We start from the raw sequence: 19,443 nt of genomic DNA on the forward strand, positions 1-19,443 counted from the left end.
AACATATTCTTTAGTTTCATTAGGTAATATTTTTTAATAAAATTTTTAAGATTTATAACAATCTCCTCATACTATTTATTAAAGTTTTATTGAAATTTTATAAATTCAACTGCTTAAAACTACTACTTATTAGTTTTTTTTCATACGAGTTCAGACCAAATTTCCAAATTGAAATAATGAATAAAAGCGTATATACAAAAGCATAGATAAAAAAATCTAATAAGGTAATATTCTTATCATAGGATATACAACCCACACCAAATAAAATAGGGGGTACTAAAGAGGGAATTATGCTTAAGATTTCATCCCAAAATTCCTTTATGTTTAATCCAACTTTACTTGAATAATACCAGTTCATTATTATGCCATTACCGATAATATATGAAAAAGATGTGCCAATAGCTGATCCGATTCCACCAAATTTTATGGCTAGAGGAATTGAAATAATTATATTTAAAATCGATATGAAAAAATATAACAATGATCTAAAATGATGAAGATCTTTTGCTCGTTGTATCTCTATTCCAATATTTTGAATTAGAGGAATTGTTATTGGAATCATTAATAAAATTGCAATAAAATATGAATCATTATATTGTTCCCCAGCCCAAATTTTTATAAAAAACTTTCCAAATATAAAAAATCCCGAACATATTAGGGAAAGAATTATAAATTGAATTCTACCAACTTTAATAAATAAATCTGATAATCCTGAATCATTTTCCTCTATAGCTACCATCCTATGAATTCGTGGAGTAAAAACCGAAGCTATCGTTGAGGACATTTGTATATAATACATATTTATATTTGAACCGACACTATAAATAGCCACAGAAGCCGCTCCTTGATATCTTCCTAAAATCGTTTTATCTACATTATTGTTAACTTGATCTACAATAATATTTATAAAAATAAAGAGAGAGTAAATAGACATTTCTTTGAATAGTAAATTATCAAAATGTTCGAAAGAAAATCCCATTTTTAACTTTTTTAATGAAAAATGAATTATAATTATTTCACATAATAAATTAATTAAAGTCATCGCTAAAACCATTCCTAATGACCCTTTACCCAATAGTAACAAGGGCAAAGAAATAAATGGTGTTGAAATTTGTTTAAAAATTAATATACTATTGTAAAAAATAAATTTCTCATTTGCTTGCACAAAAGTATTAAATACTATTCCTACAAAAGAAATTGCTAAATTTAAAATTAAAACTAGCATTAAAATTTTCGCAGTATTGATTTCCTGAATTGATAAACTTTTGCCAAATATAAATTCAATATTAAAAGTTAAAAATGATCCTGCAATTACAACTATAATTCCTAATATAAGAAATATCATTAGAAACATACCATTTAATTTAGAAATTTCTTCCTTATCTTCTAAAGCTTTATATCTAGAATAAAATCGCATATATGCACTACCAAATCCAAAATTAAGAATACTTAAATACGATACTAATGAAGCAGATATATTATATAATCCATATTCATTTTGGCCTAATAAACGTATCATGATAGGAGTATAAAGTACTCCTATCATGATTTGAATTAACTTAGATATATACGATAAAACTACTCCAACTTTTAATTCACTAATATCTCTTTTCAACATTTACTCCTTAATAACTTATATAAAAATAGATTGAAGATTATTTATAATAGTTTAGTGCCTTTTTTAAAAAATCATCTGATTTTTCCTTTTCAATTTGAATTCTTTTATGAACTTTTGAAAAGTCTATATCAAAGATTTTTTCTAAATCAACTCTTTTGTTTGTTCTATCTTGTAAGTTAAACATGGAAAGAATGGTGTCAATTCTTGAATACATACTCGGTTCATTACTAATTCTTTCATAAACTACAAAGGGTGTTTCAAAAATTATTGAAAAAGCAACTCCATGGAATGAATCAGTAAGAAACAAACTTGCTTTTTTAACGTAGTCAAGAAATTCTGACGGTCCTGTTTCATATGTTGTTTTTTCTTCAGGAACTCCAAGATTTATAACCTTATAATTTGATGATTTACATAGTTTAGCAATAAGATCTTTCGCCTCTTTTGTAGGTCCCCCTAAAAAATAAGTTAAAATATATACAGTATTTTTGTTGTTAGGAGCAGGTTTAGAGACTTTAAGCCATTCATTTTTATCTAACATTAGTGTAGGATCAATTAAAACAGGAACTTCTTCTTGTATCAAATCTCTAATCAATTTCGAACCTGATTCTTCTCTAATAGAAATCTTGCTCATTCCATTTAAATATTGACTATATAGATCCTGTTCTTCTTTAGACAGTGAATCTCTACTAATACTGGGAGCATAAGCAATTCTCTTCGACTCGTTAGCAAAAGTTAAAAAATAAACATCTAACATATTATGGTATCTTGGATTCCAAACTTGGTCGCTACCAGTAATGAAATAATCATACGTATCTAAATACTTTAAATCAGATTTTTTTGATATGTTATAAAATTTTTCATTTAAATAATTTTCTGAAAATTCTTTAAAAATTTTATATCTTTTTAATTCACTTCTCTTTGAAGGCATATGTCTTTTTAGGCATTCGTAAAGATTTCGAGTGTAACTTCTCTCCAAACTTCTATTTTTTACTACTGTAGTATCAACTTGTATATTTAATTTTTCTAATTGTTTCAATAATGCATAGTTTTGAAGTCTATTTCCATAATTAAAATACCCATGCAAAGTTACTATTCCTACTTTCATTTCAATACCTTCTTTCTTATGCTGGTTGTTAGCTAGTTGTCTGTATAAGAGACTATTTTATTTGGTAAATAATGTTTTAAAAGTGTATCTAATATACTTATATAATGTACTAGAAATATCGAATAAAAAGAAATCTATTCGATAAAAATATAAATTTTCCCTATTTATTTTTTTTATTTCACTAATTTCATGGTAATAATAGTTTCTCTCATCTTTAGATAGCTTTAAATACTGATTTATTGCATTTGAGTATATGTGACTAAGCTTTTTCTTAATATATTTCTTTAATGTTTTTTTACAATCTTTATAATAAGAGTTATAAATTTTTTTAAATACAGTATAGTACCCTAAATAACTTTTTGAATAATTATATCCAGTCATAGTTGATCCTTCTCTTAGTCTCCTAAAAAATAAAATATCATTAATAACTCTTACATTTTTCGAATTCAAGAGTAATTCAAATGTGAACAATTCATCTTCTTGTATTATACCTGGGAAAAATTCTAAATTTGTAAAATCAAGATGCTTTTTTCGTATAAATAATAAACAAGGCGATGGACTATAATCATTATTTTTTATTAAATTTATAAACGCTTGTTCTCCTGGTAGAGGATTCAAGTATGTACTATTTTTTAAATAATTCCCTATATCATGATATGATTTTTCTTTACTTTCAATGAAAGAACTTCCACTAAACATCAAAATATCCGATGAGTATTCATTAATTTTTTTGACCATAATTTCAATGGCATCAATCTTTAAAATATCATCACTATCTAGAAAATAAATATACTTACCTTTAGAATTTTTAATACCAACATTTCTAGCTACACTTTGCCCAGAATTTTCTTGATGTATCAAATGTACTTTATGATAAAAATCTTTAGTTGTACTCTTAATTGTTTCAACTGATTTATCCGTTGATCCATCATTTACTATTATGAGCTCAATATTTCTATAAGTTTGTTTTAGAACTGACATCAAAGTTGATTCAATATAACATTCAGAGTTATACACAGGTATTATCACAGAAACTAGTTCTTGATTAAGCATTGAAATCCTCCCATCTATATATATGTGGAATAATCTGATGTGGATTTCCTTCTAATATTAACTTATAAAAATTAAAACTAAGAAGAATGAATATAAAGAAAATAATAATATCAAAAATAAATTTAATGTGCTTATTATTCAATGAGAAAAAACTTCTCCAATAGAAAATTAAATTTGGAACTAATAAAGCTATAAATTGATAGAAAAACAAATTAAATCTCGTAAACAAATATGAATATTGTGACAGAGATTGAAATAATAGTGAAACAGATGTAATTATTATCAAATTATCTAATATTCTATTACTCTCTTTTAATATAATTTTAGTAATTGCTGAAAGTAATAGAACAGAGAAAATAACTAAAGATGTTCCGCCAAATCCACTGAAATCATCTGAATAATACGTTAAAAGATCTTGTTTAAAAATTATAGTTAATAATCTTGAAAGATTTGATCCTAATATAACAATACATATTAAAATAACGGGATAAATTTTCAAATAAATCTTTCCTATATCTTTAATATTGAAGATCTGGAAAAGCAAAAAAATCAGCGCACTCTTGTGGAAAAGTGAAGCAAGTATGACGATTATATTATATTTAAATGCGTTTTTATTAAGAATATATTTAAATGAAAGCAAAATTAGTGACATAGAAATAATTTGTCTCAATCCACTGAATCCAAAATCAAACATACCAGTAATAAGATAGAGAACAAAACTAATTAACGGAAATTTTGAATACTCATAGACAGTTTTGGAAAATAGTGTAATTGTAAAGACCGATATTATAAGAAGAAAATTTTGAAAACTTAAATTCAAGTTACTAAAGACCCATACAACGCACTTAAACCCTAATTCAAATCGATGATTAATGAATTGATTTAAATCAAAGTACTTAACAATATCATAAAAAACTTCATATCTGTATAAATCTCCTCCAACTGATTTGAATCTAAATCCTTGTACAAAGATTAGATGGAAAGCAGCAAAGAGAATAAATAACTTTTTCTTGGTTTTTTCTTCAATTGGTAAAAACCTGAAAATAAACCCATATAGGCATAAGTATAAAATAATATTTAAATACACTTTCATTACAATGTTACCTCTTTAATCTTATTAAATAATTTACTTAGAATCCATATAATATTTAATAATTTATATTGGATTAGCTTAGTAACCAACCGCCTTTTAAAACTTAATTTATTAATGTTAATAATTGATATAGATTTTTGAAGGTCATAATCAAAAACTATCGTTCTAAGTTCATCTAGTTGATCTCTATAATTTTTATTTGATCTAGAAACGTTTGAAATTGCTGTCATACTATTTCTTAATAGTGCATAAGGTAACTGTTTACCTAGATTATATGGGAACTTTTGAGATATCCTTTTTAATTCATAATAATTCGATTTTAAGATTTTCCATGAATCATTAAGATAAGTATGTGTTCTTGAATCTAAATTATAGTAGTAATAATAAAATTTCTTATCAGGTAAATAATAAAATGTATCTGCTAATAAAAAACAATTAATCGTGAATATCTTGTCTTGAGACATCCTTAACTCAGGTACAAATTTTAAATTATTATTGAATATTAACTCTCTTCTAAATAGTTTTGTCCACATAGATAATGGAAGTATATCACTTAAATTATCTGTTGAAAAAAGATTTGGATATATTATTTTCTTCAAATCATCTTTATTATAAAAACCTTTTCTTAAAAAAGTTTTTTCATCAAGCATTTTGTCCTTAAACACATTTTTATAACTACATGAAATTATATCGGTCCTAAAAGTTTCGGCTTTTTTCAAAAGTAAGTTTAGCATTTCTGGATGAATTTGATCATCTGAGTCCACAAAGGAAATATAATCTCCGGTGCACTTCTCTAAGCCTAGATTTCTAGCAACAGCAGAACCTGAGTTAGAAATTCGAAAATATTTGATTCTATCGTCTTGCTTTAAAAATTTTTGTACAATTTCATTAGTATAATCCTCAGAACCATCATCGATTATAAGCAATTCAATGTTTTTATATGTTTGATTTAAAACTGATTCAACACTCTCTTTTATAGACTTTTCAGCATTGTAGGCTGGCATTATCACGCTAATTAATTTCATCACATTACCTACCAATCTTTTCGTAGATATTTTTCATTAAAGAATTAATTCTTTCTAAACTAAAATTTTGAATAAAATTTTTATTAAATTCTCCGAATTGTTTTTGAGTTTCCTTATTAGATTTTAATTCTAAAATAGCTCTTTCTAATTCTTTATAATTCTGATGGTTATATAGGTAACCACCTTTATTATTAACAATAAGATCTTCATTTCCTCTTATATTAGAGACAATTGTGGGCAAACCACATGCCATCGCTTCCATTAGAGCAACAGATAAACCTTCTCTAATAGATGGAAAAATAAATATGTCGGAACTTTTGAGAATATTTATAATATCATTCCTATAACCTAGCAAAATAATGTTTTCTCTCATTTTCGACTTCTCAATGCAATTCTTTAGATATGTATATAAATTTCCATCTCCTATAATTATATAAAAAATATCTTTGTCATTGATTTTATTTAATGTATTAATTACTTCAATATGATTTTTATTTTTATTAAGTTCTCCAACACTAACAATGATGGTAGCTTCTTCAGGAATTTCATATTTTTTTCTAAATTCTATATCATTTGGTTTTTGTTTAATTCTTTCTAAGTCAATTCCCACTCCAGGAATATAATGTACTTTAGAATTGTCCCATGTAGATGCTCTATCATAATCTTGTTTATTTATAGTTATTAATAAATCAGTATATTTCATAAGGTAACGTTCTAAAGGATAAAAAGCCCAATTCTTTAAAGGAGCTTTATCAAAAAAGTGAAAGCCATGGACAGTATAAATAACAAACTTATTTATATATTTTATATTTTTTGTAGCTATTCTAGTTACAGCAGCACCAATTGGAGAATGACAATGTATTAGTTCATATTTATTTTTTTTTATTAAAGCTCTTATTCTTCTAAATGAATTTAAATTTTGCTTATTAAATGGATATCTATTGAAATCTATTTGCTCTACTTGCATGCCTAGCCTCTTAAGTTCAGATACCAATTCTTTCGACTCTTCAGGTTTAATATTTCCGGGATCATCAAAATTTGTAGCGACAGTAACTTCAAATCCGAGATTATTTAATAAATTTATATCTGGCATGATAAATTGTTTAATCATTGAAGCAACAGAAGCAACAATAAGAGCTTTTTTCATTTTACATTCTCCGTTATTTTAATAGAATCAAAAAAATTTACTACTTGATAAGTCTCTTTACTGTAGAAACTCATATCTTTACGATAATATAAATTTCCAAATATTTTATTAAAAAATTTAAAATTTATTAGAAATCTTATTGAAGGATTAAAGGCTTTAGTCAAAAAGTTTTTTTGTGAATGAATTATTGAAATAAATTTAACTATATCACTTGTTTTTACATAATCTGAGTTCTGTGGGAAAAATATTCCCTTTTCTTTATCTTTTATAATTAGGTAAATTAAGTAAGTAAGATTATTTATAAAAAGCATTGATCTTTTATTATCATAGTCAGGAAATATAGGAGTCAATTTTGCTAATTTCACTAACTTCGGGAAATTACCTTTAGAATTTGGTCCGTATATCATAGGTGGTCTTAAAATAACAACTTTGAAGTTTTCATCTGATAAAGGCATAATCCCATTCTCAGCTTTAATTTTTGAATCCCCATATGGATCTTTTGAGTAGGGAATGGTGTCTTTTGTTATTTCACCGTTATTTAGTTTACTTGAAGAATATATAATGATTGAGCTCATAAAGATAAATTGTTTAACGCCATTTTTTTTGGCATGGTTTGCAATCTCAATGGTCAAATCCGTGTTGACTTTATAATATAAGTCACTCTGACTCTTTTTGGCATTGGCATGTGCAATCCCTGCCACATGAAAGACCACGTCATATTGACTAAAATCAGCTTGTTTCCATTTGTCGTTTCGTGTATCGACTTCATCAATGATCAAGTCATAATTATTCTCTTTACAATACTTTATAAAGGAAGTACCAATATAGGAATCTTTCCCAGTTATTAAGACCTTTTTAGTCAATTTCCTTCACTTCCTTTGCCGCTAAACTTCTTGTCCCACCTTCAACCACTCCATCACTTTTAAAAACCGAAAATATAGTGCCTATAACACAACGAATATCCATAAGTAGGCCTTGTTTTCTAACATATTCTCCATCTAACTTTGCTTTTATTGGGATTTCTAATTCATCCCTTCCATTAATTTGAGCCCAGCCAGATAAGCCAACTGGGACGTCATTTGCCCCATACTTATCGCGTTCTTCAATTAAGTCAAACTGATTCCACAAGGCTGGACGCGGCCCTATAATTGCCATATCTCCTTTTAGTATATTGATTAATTGAGGTAATTCATCCAGACTCGTTTTCCTTAAAAATTTACCCACTTTAGTAATATATTGATCGGGATTACCTAATAAATGAGTAGGAGTATCCTTGGGTGTATCAATATACATGGTTCGGAATTTCAAAATATTAAAATGACTCTTATGAATGCCTACGCGTTTTTGTTTAAATAGGATAGGCCCAGGCGAATCTATTTTTATCGCAATGATTAAAATTAAAATTAACGGGGATAAAATAATTAAGGCCATTAAGGATAGAATAAAGCCTATTATTCTTTTAAAGATTAAATACATGTCACTTCTCCTCATTATGATAATATTCACCGTTAAAAGTATAACACAAGAAATCTCATTTTGAAGGCATTCTTCGTTTTTCTTTCAAAGATTACATTTATTACATAACCTAGCTAAGCCAGCGTTTAAAAGGCTCACGGTCGACAACTTTTATTAAGAGATAAAGGCATATTAATAACCCACTTCCAACCACACTAACATAGATAAGAGGGGGCATCGATAAAGCCATTTTTTCAACCGTCCCTTCAAGTAATTTCAAGAAAAGAACATGAGAAAGATAAATTAAGAAAGAATACCGGCTAAACCATAGGAAAAGCTTCTCAAAAGGCAACCTATATAACATAAAAGTCAAGACCAAACCGATCGAATAGAAAGTAACCAAAGGTCTTGTATTGGCAATCACTGCTCCCCCACTTAGATAAGATTCTTCAATCAACAAGCCTAGCATTATTACCGTATAAATCAAGATACCATAACGATAAACTTGAAAGCTTTTAAGCTTAGCTTGAAAGTCTCGGCTTAACCAAATGCCAAAGAAGAAGCAAAAAGCATAGCTATAATAGTCTTGGACCTTATCATAAGGAATATAGCCTAGTAGGTGATCACTGACATCTTGGAAGATGAAAAGACCCACGAAGGCTATGGCTAAGTGCTTGTTATCGGCAATTTTAGATAAAAGTGGGTAAAAGATATAAAGTCCCACAATTAATGGAACAAAATACAAGTGATAGGAAGTCTTCCCTAGCAAGAGAAACTGCAAGAAGGTCAAAAGACTCAATTCTTCACCTACCAACCAGAAATTAGCCCAAGCATAGATTAAAGACCAGCACAAATAGGCCGGGATAATTTTTATGAGGCGGTCTTTTAAGAAGGCGGGGTAATCAAGTTGTGAATCCAAAGCATCGGTCCGATCCAAACCCCAACCTGAAAGCATTAAAAAGACTGCTACCGCAAAGCGTGTCGCTTGATTAAGGGCTAGGATCCATAATTTATTTTCTCCTAATAAAGGGGCTGTAAGATGAATCAAGAGGACCGCTATCGTTGCAAGCCCTCGTAATAAATCAAATGGAATAAAACGTTTTGTCATTTTTGTCTACCTTTTCTAATTCAATTATTTATTGGTCAATCCAATAATAGAGTTCTAGATAATAGCCGATGTATTTATAGACTTCAGAAGCCATTATCCTTAAGGCCTGGCGACTGTCTTGATAAAGGACTTCCTCACCCTGAGCATTCTTTAAATAAGCACTGACATAATAAAAGTGCATATCCTTTCCCCGACTCGCACGCTCAAAAGCCAATCGAGTGCGCCGGCTATGATAGTCGGTCGTAACTACTAAGGCCGTTTGCCATCCCCTTTCTTCCATGATGGCGATAGAATTGGTCGCATTGGTCCAAGTAGAAGTTGCTTCTAATTCTCCAATCACTTGGTCTTCCGATAAACCGGTGTCAATTATAAAGTCAATTAAGGGTTTGGTGCCGATAAACTCATTTAAGGGAGAAACAATCATTGAGTGTGATGTGACATAGCCTTCTTGGATTAATTCAGCTGCCTTCAAGGGACGAACTATTTCCCCACCTGGTACAATCACCACCTCAGCTTCAACCGCTTCTTGACCAATGTCTAAATGACTAGCCAACCAGACTAGATAGGTCACTAGCGCTACAAGAAGGATAAATAGAATCTTTACTTTCATGTTTGGGGCCTCCTTTTTTCATTTAATAGCTGCTAACTAGCTAAGACTAAGAAATAGACACACAGGGCATACAGAATACTGTATAAGCTTCCATTCAAATAATACTCCGCAACCTCCTTGTCTTCTTCTAAATGTTTGAAACGCGCATTGGATTTGGCCGTATAAATTAAACCAATCGCATTCACCTGGCCCATGACTAAAAAGATCAAGGAAAGAATCCGCTCCAAATGACCGATTAAAGCGCCCGTCCCTTGTAGACCTTCTTGCTGAATGGCCTGACTGTGAGGATAAGGACTGAAGGCTAGTTTAAATAAAACATTAGCCGGCTTGCCGACCAAAAGGATCGCTAATAACCCCGTCAGCATTTGACGGTTCAAAACGCAGGGAAAACAGACCCTAAGGAGTTAGTAAAAAACACTTGGCCTAACAGAATGATGAGGACAATATGTAGGATTTGATCAATTAAGAAAGTATATAAGCGATAAGAAGGCTGAAGCTTGTCAAAGCCACTCTTTATACAGTCGATCAGACTGTAACTAATCCAAAGCATCAGATAAGCATAAAAGGCCGGCCAAAAGACTTGATAGTATAAGCTCCGGATTAAGGGATAGAAGAAAAAAAGGCCATGAATCGCTAAATGAGTTGCCAAGGCTTGCCTGTTAGGCTGCTTGTCTACAGCTAATTGAGGACTTTATAATTGAAAATCACCTAAAAAGTGCAGGATTAAAATCATGATTGTCCATTGATTAAAGGGACTCATGATTCCCCTCCAAAAATTCTGCAATCGTTTCTCGACCCCTCAAGTAGATCTTAATATTACCCAGTGATAAGCGCTTGCTCAGACTGCTCTGACTGATTTGAATCGTTTGGGCAAAATGGGCCTGATCAAATTCCGCTTGGTAGATCCCTTCTTCAAGCATCAACTTGAAAGTCTCCCGTTGCAGGTCGGTCCATTGGCTTTTCAAGGTTTCACTCAAGAGAAACAGGCTATTGACCATCTGATTAATCGAGTCGTCTTGGGTCCTGAGCGCCAGATGACACTTGTTACCATAATGATTACGGTGGACAGCTTCAATCGCCTCCCGCGCTCGCCAAAAGGCTGGACCATCGGCTCCGATACTTCGTTCAGGATCGATGGCCGTCGTGATCTCACCGATACCGATTCCCAGCCGAAAAGGATGGGGCAATGTGACATATAAGTCATCTAAAAAGTTCAGCCAGTTTGAATCCAACTTCATAATCACTTGAAACTCATCGCCAACTGTTAAGGTCAATTGAGAAAGCAACTGCTTTTGATACTTCTGATTAAGGCGCTTGAATATATCTTGCACTTGCTTTTGGAATACCTTACGTTCTTTGATTTGCTTAGACTTAATAAAATCCCCGATAATAACCACATCACTAGCCATCGAACTCCTCCTTCCTGCCTACTTACTTCATTTTTTGCCATTGTTAGAAGAATCTTACGATCATAACTGGTTAGCTTCCCCTTTCCTTGAGGAAAGTAATTGATATTTCTTTCCTCATTCAAGGAAATTTATTAAATTTGCCTTGTTTAGGGAAAGTTTACCCTAAACAACCTTTAAAAGCAAGCGATTCCTTGCGAGCATTCATCTGAAAAAAAGCATCCGCTTTAGGCTTAGGTCAAAAGACCCATGCTTCTTTTGCGAATGCTTAATAAAACGATTACTGATTCATCTGTTCATCCATCGCAACCACCTGGTCGAAGCCTAAGGCCACGATATAAGTACCAATATTAGGTAGTTTAAGGTGGCTAGCTAAGGCGTCCTTGTAAAGTTTCAACTGGTAGCGATACTTGTCTTTTAACCCTTCCAATTGTTCTTGTTTGGATTGACTCAGATGCGGACGGTAGCGGTCCGTCTTGAAGTCAATCAAGACAAAACCTTGATTAGGTATCACATAATAGCTATCAATTACCCCGTGAACCAGAATCGAATCTTGCTCCATCTGCATACTTTGCTTGCTCTCAGTCAGATTGGCGAACAAGTCCTTAGCCGGTACCAGGTAAGAAAAAGCTTGTTCCCGTTTAAGTTGATCGCTGTTTTCTATCATTTGTTGGCCGATCGGACTTCGGAGGAAGTTAAGAATTGTTTCCAGGTACAGATGTGGCCGATCTTCTGCTTCCATCAAACCTCGCTCGATCATCGATTGGATCTGGTCTTGTAAGATCTGGTTATAATCGGCTGGGTCAGCTAATTTAAAGGGACCAAAGTCCACCTGCTCCATCAGATAGTGGTTCAAAGTTCCTATCCGAGCTGCATCAAGCGTTTTGGACTGCATAAAGCTTGGGGCTTCAAAGGTATCTTGCGTATAGCGAATCCCTTGAATCCCTTGATTCCCTTGATCTGTATCAATGGATGCATCTAGCTCATGCATAGATTCCTTCCGCCGGTCTGCATAAAAAGAAAGAGCTGGATGCGGTGGTTCTTCGAACAAACGTTTTAATTCTGAAACAGATTGATAGGCAGCTGTCTGACTGGCTAATTGATAAGGGTATTGGGCAGTTAGCAATTCTTCAAGCTGGTTGATCCTCTCATGCTTGTGCTTGGGTTGATCGAAAGCTTCGCCCTTTTGTAGCGCCTTCAACCAGGCCGGCGGGCTGGCTATTGGATGGCTAGCCGTCACGCTAGGTACATTGGCTTGAATTTGGTCTTCAGTATAGATACGTGTGATAAAGTCTTGAGCAGTAATTGTGGCGAGTGATTGATGGTTTCTTTGAGCGAGGGAAGTCGCCTGATGAATCCAATCCAAGAAACTATTAGCTTGTGATCTGAGTTCTAGGGCCACTTGCAAGCTGTCAGGGTCAGTCATCATTTGATAATGGTCGCCCTTTTCTTGCCATTTTTCCCTACTCTCAATCGAACCCACTATCATTAATTTCTGCTCGGTTCGCGTCAAAGCTACATAGAGTACCCTTAATTCTTCGGCTTTTGCTGCTTGATCTAGAAGCATTTGTCGCGAGGTTTTACTGATGGATTGATAATAGACAAAGTCATCCGTTTGGTAGTGGTTCATACCCACTCCATAATGCTTGGTCGCCACAATAGCTTTTTGGCTATCCATTAAATTAAAGCGGTGATTACTGTTAATTAAATAGACAATCGGGAACTCACTCCCCTTAGAAGCATGAATGGTCATAGCCCGCACCATATTTTGATCCTTGTCTAATTGTAGGGGTTCTGCCAAGTCTTTGTCTTGTTCTAAAAGAGTCTCAATATAGTGGATAAAACTTGCTAAACTGCCTCCTAAACCTTGATTAATGGTTTGAGCTTTTTGATAAAAGGCATGAAGATTAAGCTGACGTTGGCGCCCCATCTCTAAGCCCACCACATAGTCTAAGAAGGAAGTGTCTAGATAGATTTGCCAGATGACTTCATCAATAGCCTGGTGGCCAGCAAAGTCACGCCATTTTGCAAGTTGGGTAAAAAAGTTTTGCACTTTCTTTTGTATGGCTAATAATGGCTGATCCTTTTCAAATGCTTGACTCAATAAGCCTTCTACCGCTTGATAGAAGGAAGCTTGTGGATGATTAACCCGAATCAAGGCTAAGTCATTGTCACTCAAGCCTACAAAGAAAGACTTGAGAATAGCGACCAGAGGAATATCCTGCATGGGATTATCGATTAATTTTAAGAGGGCTAAAATTAACTGAATCTCTTGTCGCTGGAAATAGGTCTCAATGGCTTGTGAAGTAAAAGGTAGCTGGTAATGGCTGAAGGCTGCCTGCAAATTGGCAAAGCTGGATTTGGTAGAACTTAGCACCACAATATCCTTAAAGGTCATCAAACGATCCTTACCCAATTCTTTATCATAGATTTGATAGCCTGCGCGCAACTTGGCTTGGATATCTTGAGCAATTAGATGGGCTTGGTAATCAATTCCCTTGTCTATTAATAAATCAGGACGATCTGCTTGCATTTGATCTTCTTCGTCTGAGCGTTCCTTGCTATGTAAGAGCAATTCAATGGCATAGTGGTCTATTTCCTTTGCAACTGTGAAGTCCTGGTTGCCGGTCATCAAACGCTCATTTTTACCATAGCTCATTTCTCCAAAGGATTCATCCATCAAGCGTTCAAACAGATAATTGGTAAAGTTAAGGACTTGGTCCCTTGAGCGGTAATTCTTATCCAAGATAATCAAGTGACCTTGGTCACTGGTTTGGTAAGTACGGTATTTTTGGAGGAATAGGGATGGTTCTGCCATCCGAAAGCCATAGATAGACTGTTTGACATCTCCTACCATAAAGAGATTGCCTTTGGTCGCTTCCACCCTTTCACGTGATAAGTAGGATAAGATGGCTGCTTGGATTTCGTTAATGTCTTGATACTCATCCACTAAGACTTCTTCAAAGAGGGCTTGGAAATATTCAGCTGCCGCCGATGGCTTACGTTTTCCTAATTGAGCATTATAAGGCGCTAAAATCTGCAAGGTTAAGTGCTCAAGATCTGAATAATCAATCCACCCTTCTTGAAATTTATAGTCTTGCATGGCTTGGTAAAATAATTTACTTAGATCGCTTAATTTTCTTAAGTAGGGTTGAATCGCCGCTTCGACTTCCTGCATAGTTTGGTAAGGATAAGGAAAGTAAGACTGAATCTTAACTAAAGTATCCTTACTAGCCTGACGGTATTGCTTAATTATTTGCAGTGTTTCTAAGTCTTCTTCATGGGCTTTTCCTCTTGAACTCGGCCAGCGGCTAAAGCTTAGGTTATCTAAAAGTTGACTAAAGTGGGCCATATCGTTTTGTAAGAAAGCTTCTGTTAGTTCGACCACGCGCTGCCCTTCTGCAGATAATACTGGTTCAAACTTATCTAGCGTCGGCCTTGAACAAGAAGCTAAGAGACTCAAGCCATCTTGATAAGAACGATCAGCAAGCTTTAACTGTGCTTGAAGTTGGATTTTTAGACTTTCTTGATAGAGTTCACTCTTCCAAAAGCTTTCCAAACCATCGGTCTCAGCCACCATTTGGTCCAACCAGATTAAGGGTTCCGGATTGGCGCGGGCAAACTCATAAATATCTAAAACAATTGAACGCAAGGCTTGATCATCACGACCACTGGTTAAACGAATTAATAGGTCTTGATAATCGGCTTGTGTGACTGCCAGTTGAGAATCGGCTTGACTAATTTGATCAATAAGCTTGTCCCAGACTTCTTCCACCATGACTTGCTTTTGACTTTCATCACTTAAGAGGTTGAAGGCTGGATTAATAGCTTCCAGATAGAAGAAGTTTTGAATCACAAATAAACAAAATGAATGAAGTGTTTGGATGTGGGCACTAGGCAGCTGATTAATTTGACTAAGCAAGTATCGCTTTTCTTCCCCGTCTAGCGATTGGTTCACCGCTGATTTTAACCGTTTCTCCATTCGTTCTTTCATCTCATTGGCCGCAGACTCAGTAAAGGTCACGACTAAGACTTCTTTCAATTCGGCATAACGTGTCAGTAGATGATTCATAATCCGTTCGATTAAGACCGTGGTCTTACCTGAACCCGCTGACGCAGCGACTAAGATATTATTTCCCCTTTGATGAATAGCCTGCCATTGTTCGTTGTTAAATTTACTATTATCCGGTTTAATCGGTAGGGTTTCTATGATGATCGCCTCCTTCGCTTGCTGCATTGTTAAGTAATTTTTCCTTCATATGAGCCAAAACTTCTTTTTTATTGACTTGTTTATGGCGGTAACGGTGGAAGGATTGTGTTCCATCAAAGCCTGTAATCACTCGGTATTGAGCATTTAAGGAGAGGGTATAAGGATTTTCGTAAAAAGGAGCTAAGGCAATATCACCACTTTGAATAGCCTCAGCTGCTTGTTGGAATTGATAATGCGTATAATCTAAGAGTAAATCGACTTCTTCTTTAGTAAAGAAAGGACTTCTAGCATGATAGCCCGTCTTGGTATAAGTCACCGGATAAATGCGACTTTTACTAGCTTGGTGATCAAAGGATTCAACTATTTGTAAGTCATCCGCCTCAATGGTTACAAACCCTCTCAATGTTCGTTGACTTAAAAGCGTCTTAGTCTGTTGATCAACTTCTCCTTGGGCATAATGTTTGTCCGCTTTATAAAAACTTGGTAAAAGATGCTGGTAAAAAGCACCCAGAGGCTGGTAATCAGGATAATTTTTCAAAGCTACTGCTAAATAAGTTAATAATTGTAAGTCTAAGCCATAATAAGCATCCACTAAGTCAAAGTCTTTTTTACCTGACTTATAATCGACCACTTGTAACAGTTTCTGCTGACCTTTTTGAATACGATCTAAACGGTCGATCTTCCCTCTTATGCTTAGCAATCCTCCCGCAGCCAATGGGTATTCAAAGCCAGCCACTTGACTATTGCCCCCTGTGCCAAAGACTAATTCTGAGGCTAAGGGTTGGTAATGAGTCAAATTGTTTTGTTCTTGCATTAATTGAACAAAATAAAACAGGCGTTGATTTAATAGATGATGAATCGCCTGCATCCGCGGATGTTTGCTGAGCACTTGGTAATTAGGATCTTGGTTTAAAGCGTCAATCACTCCACCTAATAAGTCCTTAACTTCTTCTTCTGACAAGTCAGCTAAAGATTTCCCTTGGGCTTGTACCAATTGATTGAACTGGTCTAAGGCCTGGTGGAAGTAGTCACCTGAAAGCGCAGCATCCAGTTCAAAACGTTCTCTTTCCTTCAATCGTAATCCATAGCGTAAAAAGTGGGAATAAGGGTCAGCAAAAAATTGTTCAATCCGAGACACCGATAGTGATAAGTTGCGACCGAAGAGTGCTAAGGCTAAATCGCTATCAATCTTATCCGGTAGGTCATTAAAATAAAAGGTTTGAATAATTAAGTCGACGATGCCACTTGCTTTAAGGCTTGCTTTGTTTTGCCTTTCATAATCTACCATCAACTTCAATAATTCTAAGAAAGCGGGCTGAGGGCTTTTACCCTGCACAAAGTCTTGATGAATTTGATATAAAATAGGGGCCTTGTTACTGGCATACCGTCCAAAATCGGCTAGTCTTAAAGGCGTTTCTAAAGTTAGATCCCTACTATAGTCAGCTTGGTGAATCAGTTTAAGATTGGCGATGTCTGCCGCTTGTTGCAACCATGGTGAAAAGTTACGGACTTGGTCGCCTTGATGAATGGCATAGGAAATAATCAATTGATCCGTCGCTAACAGTAAGACTTGATAAGCTAATAAGTATTCCATTTGATACCCTTGATGTTCCTGATCGGATAAATATTGATGGGCTAAAAGTTCTTGATTGATAGCTTGGCGATGACTGGGGGTCAACAAACTATCCCTAGCCTGTTTAGCTGGCAAGGCTTTTTGATCCATACCAATCACAAAGGCAATTTTACAAGGTTGAACTTGAGGGGACACAATATTTGAAATCATCACTTGGTCCAAAGTAGGTGGAATGATATGATAGGTCGCTGCTGAAAGACCAGCTTCTAGGATTTCAAAGAAGGTGGCTAGGTCTAAATCTGCTTGCCCATAGATTTGGTGGTATTCATCGAGACTATTGACCAATACCTGCCAAACTTGTTCATCTTGGCGCGATTGTTCAATCTGACCCTTTTGAAGTGCTCGGTCCCTTAAATCCATAAGAGCTTGCCTGATGCCGATTGCTTCTAATTTTTGATAGAAGCTAGCGGCTAATCCATTCTGGCCTTTGCTGCTTTTTAGGGCTTTTTTATTAAATCCAAAGTGTTCAACCAGATAGGTCCTAATCCAGCTAAAGGCCTCAGCCAGTGTAAAATCATAGACCTGTCCTTCAGCTGAATGAAAAAAAACATCTTCCGTCATAAAGAGCCAGTCATAGGATAGGTTAGCAAAGCGATAACCCTCATACTGATAGGCTATTAAATAATTCTCAAAGGAATAGACCAAGCGCTCTAAGTCTTGGTCAGCTAATTCAGCAAAAGCCGAATGAAACTGCCCCAGCCTTACCAAAGGAGATTTTAAAACTTCTAAAATATCAATCAGTCGCCAGTTATAGCGGTCCAGGCGAATGAGATGTTGGATAAGGGTAAAAAGTGGATGGTCAGTCATAGCCTTAGCATGGTCAAAGAAATAAGGAATTTGATTGGCCGCTAGAATCGGAGCAATCATGGATTGATAGGCTTCTAAATCTCGGGTGTAGACTTGAATGTCTTTATAACGGTAGCCTTTTTTTGTAACCAGATAATGAATGCGGTTGGAGACATACCGTAATTCACTCTGGATGGAATCAAATTGTAAAAAGCGGTGGCTGTTAAAGTCCCTATCAGCTCTTTGGTGGGTAGCTGATGGCAGTAAGTCTTGTTGGGCTTTAAAGGCTTGCGCTAAGCTCAAAATCGAATCTTGGTAGTTAAAAGCCTGGTCTTTAATTTCCCAATCGGGTTCAATCGCTAGTCCCATCTGCTGAGCTAAACTGCGAATGCGGTAGTAGGTTGCATAAGGTAAGGCGGTAGTCATCAAGGCTTGATTAGCCCTTAATTCAGCGCTCTTGATGGGCAAGACAATCTTAACTTTACAAGCATGCTTAGCCAAACTTAAAAGTAATTGCATTTCCTGGCTATTAAAGTAATAGTAGTGGTCCATTACAAAGAGATACTTATTTAAATTTTGATGGTTGATATAGTCCATCAAGTCTTCCTGCTTGGCAAAATTATCAATCCGAAAATCACTCAGTGCCTTTAGAAAGGCTTGATAAAGCATTTGTAATTCTTTTTGCTTTTCTATTTCCAAATCCATCCAAGTAAAATCTTGCGCTGGCTCAACTTGTAAATCTTCCACTTGAATATTGCCTTCGATAAATTCTTTAAAAAGAACGACTAAGTCTTCGATAAAACCTTGATAGTGAGCCTGCTTTTGGTAAACCACTAAGTTTTTCCGGTATTGGCTTAAGACTTGCCGTACAATCATCGACAGACCTAAGTCACTAATCTCATGACTGGGCTTTTGATCTTTCATCAAGAACCAGTTTAAGCGTGAAAAAGAAGCCACCTGCAAATTAAAAATAGAGCTGGCTTGGTCCACTTGATGGTCACGGATTTCTTCTAAGACAAACTTTTCCATTTCAAATTTCAAGTGTTCTGGCACGATATAATAGACTTTTAAGTCAGGTGTTTCTTTCAATTGGTCCATGATGGCTTGAATAAGAAGGCTTTTTTTATTTTGACTCAAGTCGCCGGTAACAAATTGAATCGTCACGCTATCTCCTCCTTTAGGTAGAAGAACAGG

Annotated in this window: 14 protein-coding genes and 1 pseudogene; all 15 read right to left on the minus strand. The window is 34.5% G+C overall.

Features of this window, described 5'->3' with window-relative positions; all coding sequences use genetic code 11:
- Positions 1 to 97 precede the first annotated feature (97 nt).
- On the minus strand, positions 98 to 1,615 hold the full coding sequence (locus ACQV2O_RS01305) for a lipopolysaccharide biosynthesis protein (protein ID WP_428874761.1): 1,518 nt from the start codon (positions 1,613 to 1,615) through the stop codon (positions 98 to 100).
- 40 nt (positions 1,616 to 1,655) lie between these two features.
- Entirely contained in the window at positions 1,656 to 2,723 is a 1,068-nt protein-coding gene (locus ACQV2O_RS01310) for a polysaccharide pyruvyl transferase family protein (protein ID WP_428874762.1), read from the minus strand.
- 57 nt (positions 2,724 to 2,780) lie between these two features.
- Positions 2,781 to 3,776: a glycosyltransferase family 2 protein gene (locus ACQV2O_RS01315; protein WP_428874763.1), complete on the minus strand. Its 996-nt coding sequence runs from the start codon at positions 3,774 to 3,776 to the stop codon at positions 2,781 to 2,783.
- Complete coding sequence (locus tag ACQV2O_RS01320) at positions 3,769 to 4,869, minus strand: EpsG family protein (protein ID WP_428874764.1); 1,101 nt, start codon at positions 4,867 to 4,869, stop codon at positions 3,769 to 3,771. The genes ACQV2O_RS01315 and ACQV2O_RS01320 overlap by 8 nt, the downstream gene beginning before the upstream one ends.
- A complete protein-coding gene (locus ACQV2O_RS01325; protein ID WP_428874765.1) occupies positions 4,869 to 5,894 on the minus strand; it encodes a glycosyltransferase family 2 protein in 1,026 nt (341 codons plus the stop codon). Before ACQV2O_RS01325 ends, ACQV2O_RS01320 begins: the two co-directional genes overlap by 1 nt.
- 4 nt (positions 5,895 to 5,898) lie before the next feature.
- The gene (locus tag ACQV2O_RS01330) at positions 5,899 to 7,041 is read right to left on the minus strand and encodes a glycosyltransferase family 4 protein (RefSeq protein WP_428874767.1); all 1,143 of its coding nucleotides are present in this window, start codon (positions 7,039 to 7,041) and stop codon (positions 5,899 to 5,901) included.
- Complete coding sequence (locus ACQV2O_RS01335; RefSeq protein ID WP_428874768.1) at positions 7,038 to 7,904, minus strand: NAD-dependent epimerase/dehydratase family protein; 867 nt, start codon at positions 7,902 to 7,904, stop codon at positions 7,038 to 7,040. Before ACQV2O_RS01335 ends, ACQV2O_RS01330 begins: the two co-directional genes overlap by 4 nt.
- Positions 7,897 to 8,517, minus strand: coding sequence for a sugar transferase (locus ACQV2O_RS01340; RefSeq protein WP_428874769.1), 621 nt, complete (start codon positions 8,515 to 8,517; stop codon positions 7,897 to 7,899). Before ACQV2O_RS01340 ends, ACQV2O_RS01335 begins: the two co-directional genes overlap by 8 nt.
- A 109-nt stretch (positions 8,518 to 8,626) precedes the next feature.
- The gene (locus ACQV2O_RS01345) at positions 8,627 to 9,604 is read right to left on the minus strand and encodes an acyltransferase (RefSeq protein WP_428874770.1); all 978 of its coding nucleotides are present in this window, start codon (positions 9,602 to 9,604) and stop codon (positions 8,627 to 8,629) included.
- Positions 9,605 to 9,632: 28 nt separating this feature from the next.
- Complete coding sequence (locus ACQV2O_RS01350) at positions 9,633 to 10,214, minus strand: YdcF family protein (RefSeq protein ID WP_428874771.1); 582 nt, start codon at positions 10,212 to 10,214, stop codon at positions 9,633 to 9,635.
- Positions 10,215 to 10,246: 32 nt separating this feature from the next.
- The gene (locus ACQV2O_RS01355) at positions 10,247 to 10,579 is read right to left on the minus strand and encodes a hypothetical protein (protein ID WP_428874772.1); all 333 of its coding nucleotides are present in this window, start codon (positions 10,577 to 10,579) and stop codon (positions 10,247 to 10,249) included.
- A gap of 8 nt (positions 10,580 to 10,587) precedes the next feature.
- Positions 10,588 to 10,887, minus strand: a pseudogene (locus ACQV2O_RS01360) (DUF3307 domain-containing protein); the annotation flags it as partial.
- 73 nt (positions 10,888 to 10,960) lie between these two features.
- Positions 10,961 to 11,611: a SatD family protein gene (locus tag ACQV2O_RS01365; protein ID WP_428874773.1), complete on the minus strand. Its 651-nt coding sequence runs from the start codon at positions 11,609 to 11,611 to the stop codon at positions 10,961 to 10,963.
- A 289-nt stretch (positions 11,612 to 11,900) separates the two neighbouring features.
- A complete protein-coding gene (gene addA, locus ACQV2O_RS01370) occupies positions 11,901 to 15,857 on the minus strand; it encodes a helicase-exonuclease AddAB subunit AddA (protein WP_428874774.1) in 3,957 nt (1,318 codons plus the stop codon).
- Entirely contained in the window at positions 15,811 to 19,413 is a 3,603-nt protein-coding gene (locus tag ACQV2O_RS01375) for a PD-(D/E)XK nuclease family protein (protein ID WP_428874775.1), read from the minus strand. The genes addA and ACQV2O_RS01375 overlap by 47 nt, the downstream gene beginning before the upstream one ends.
- Positions 19,414 to 19,443 lie beyond the last annotated feature (30 nt).

The organism is Facklamia sp. P13055 (assembly GCF_050409445.1).
GTDB lineage: Bacteria > Bacillota > Bacilli > Lactobacillales > Aerococcaceae > Facklamia.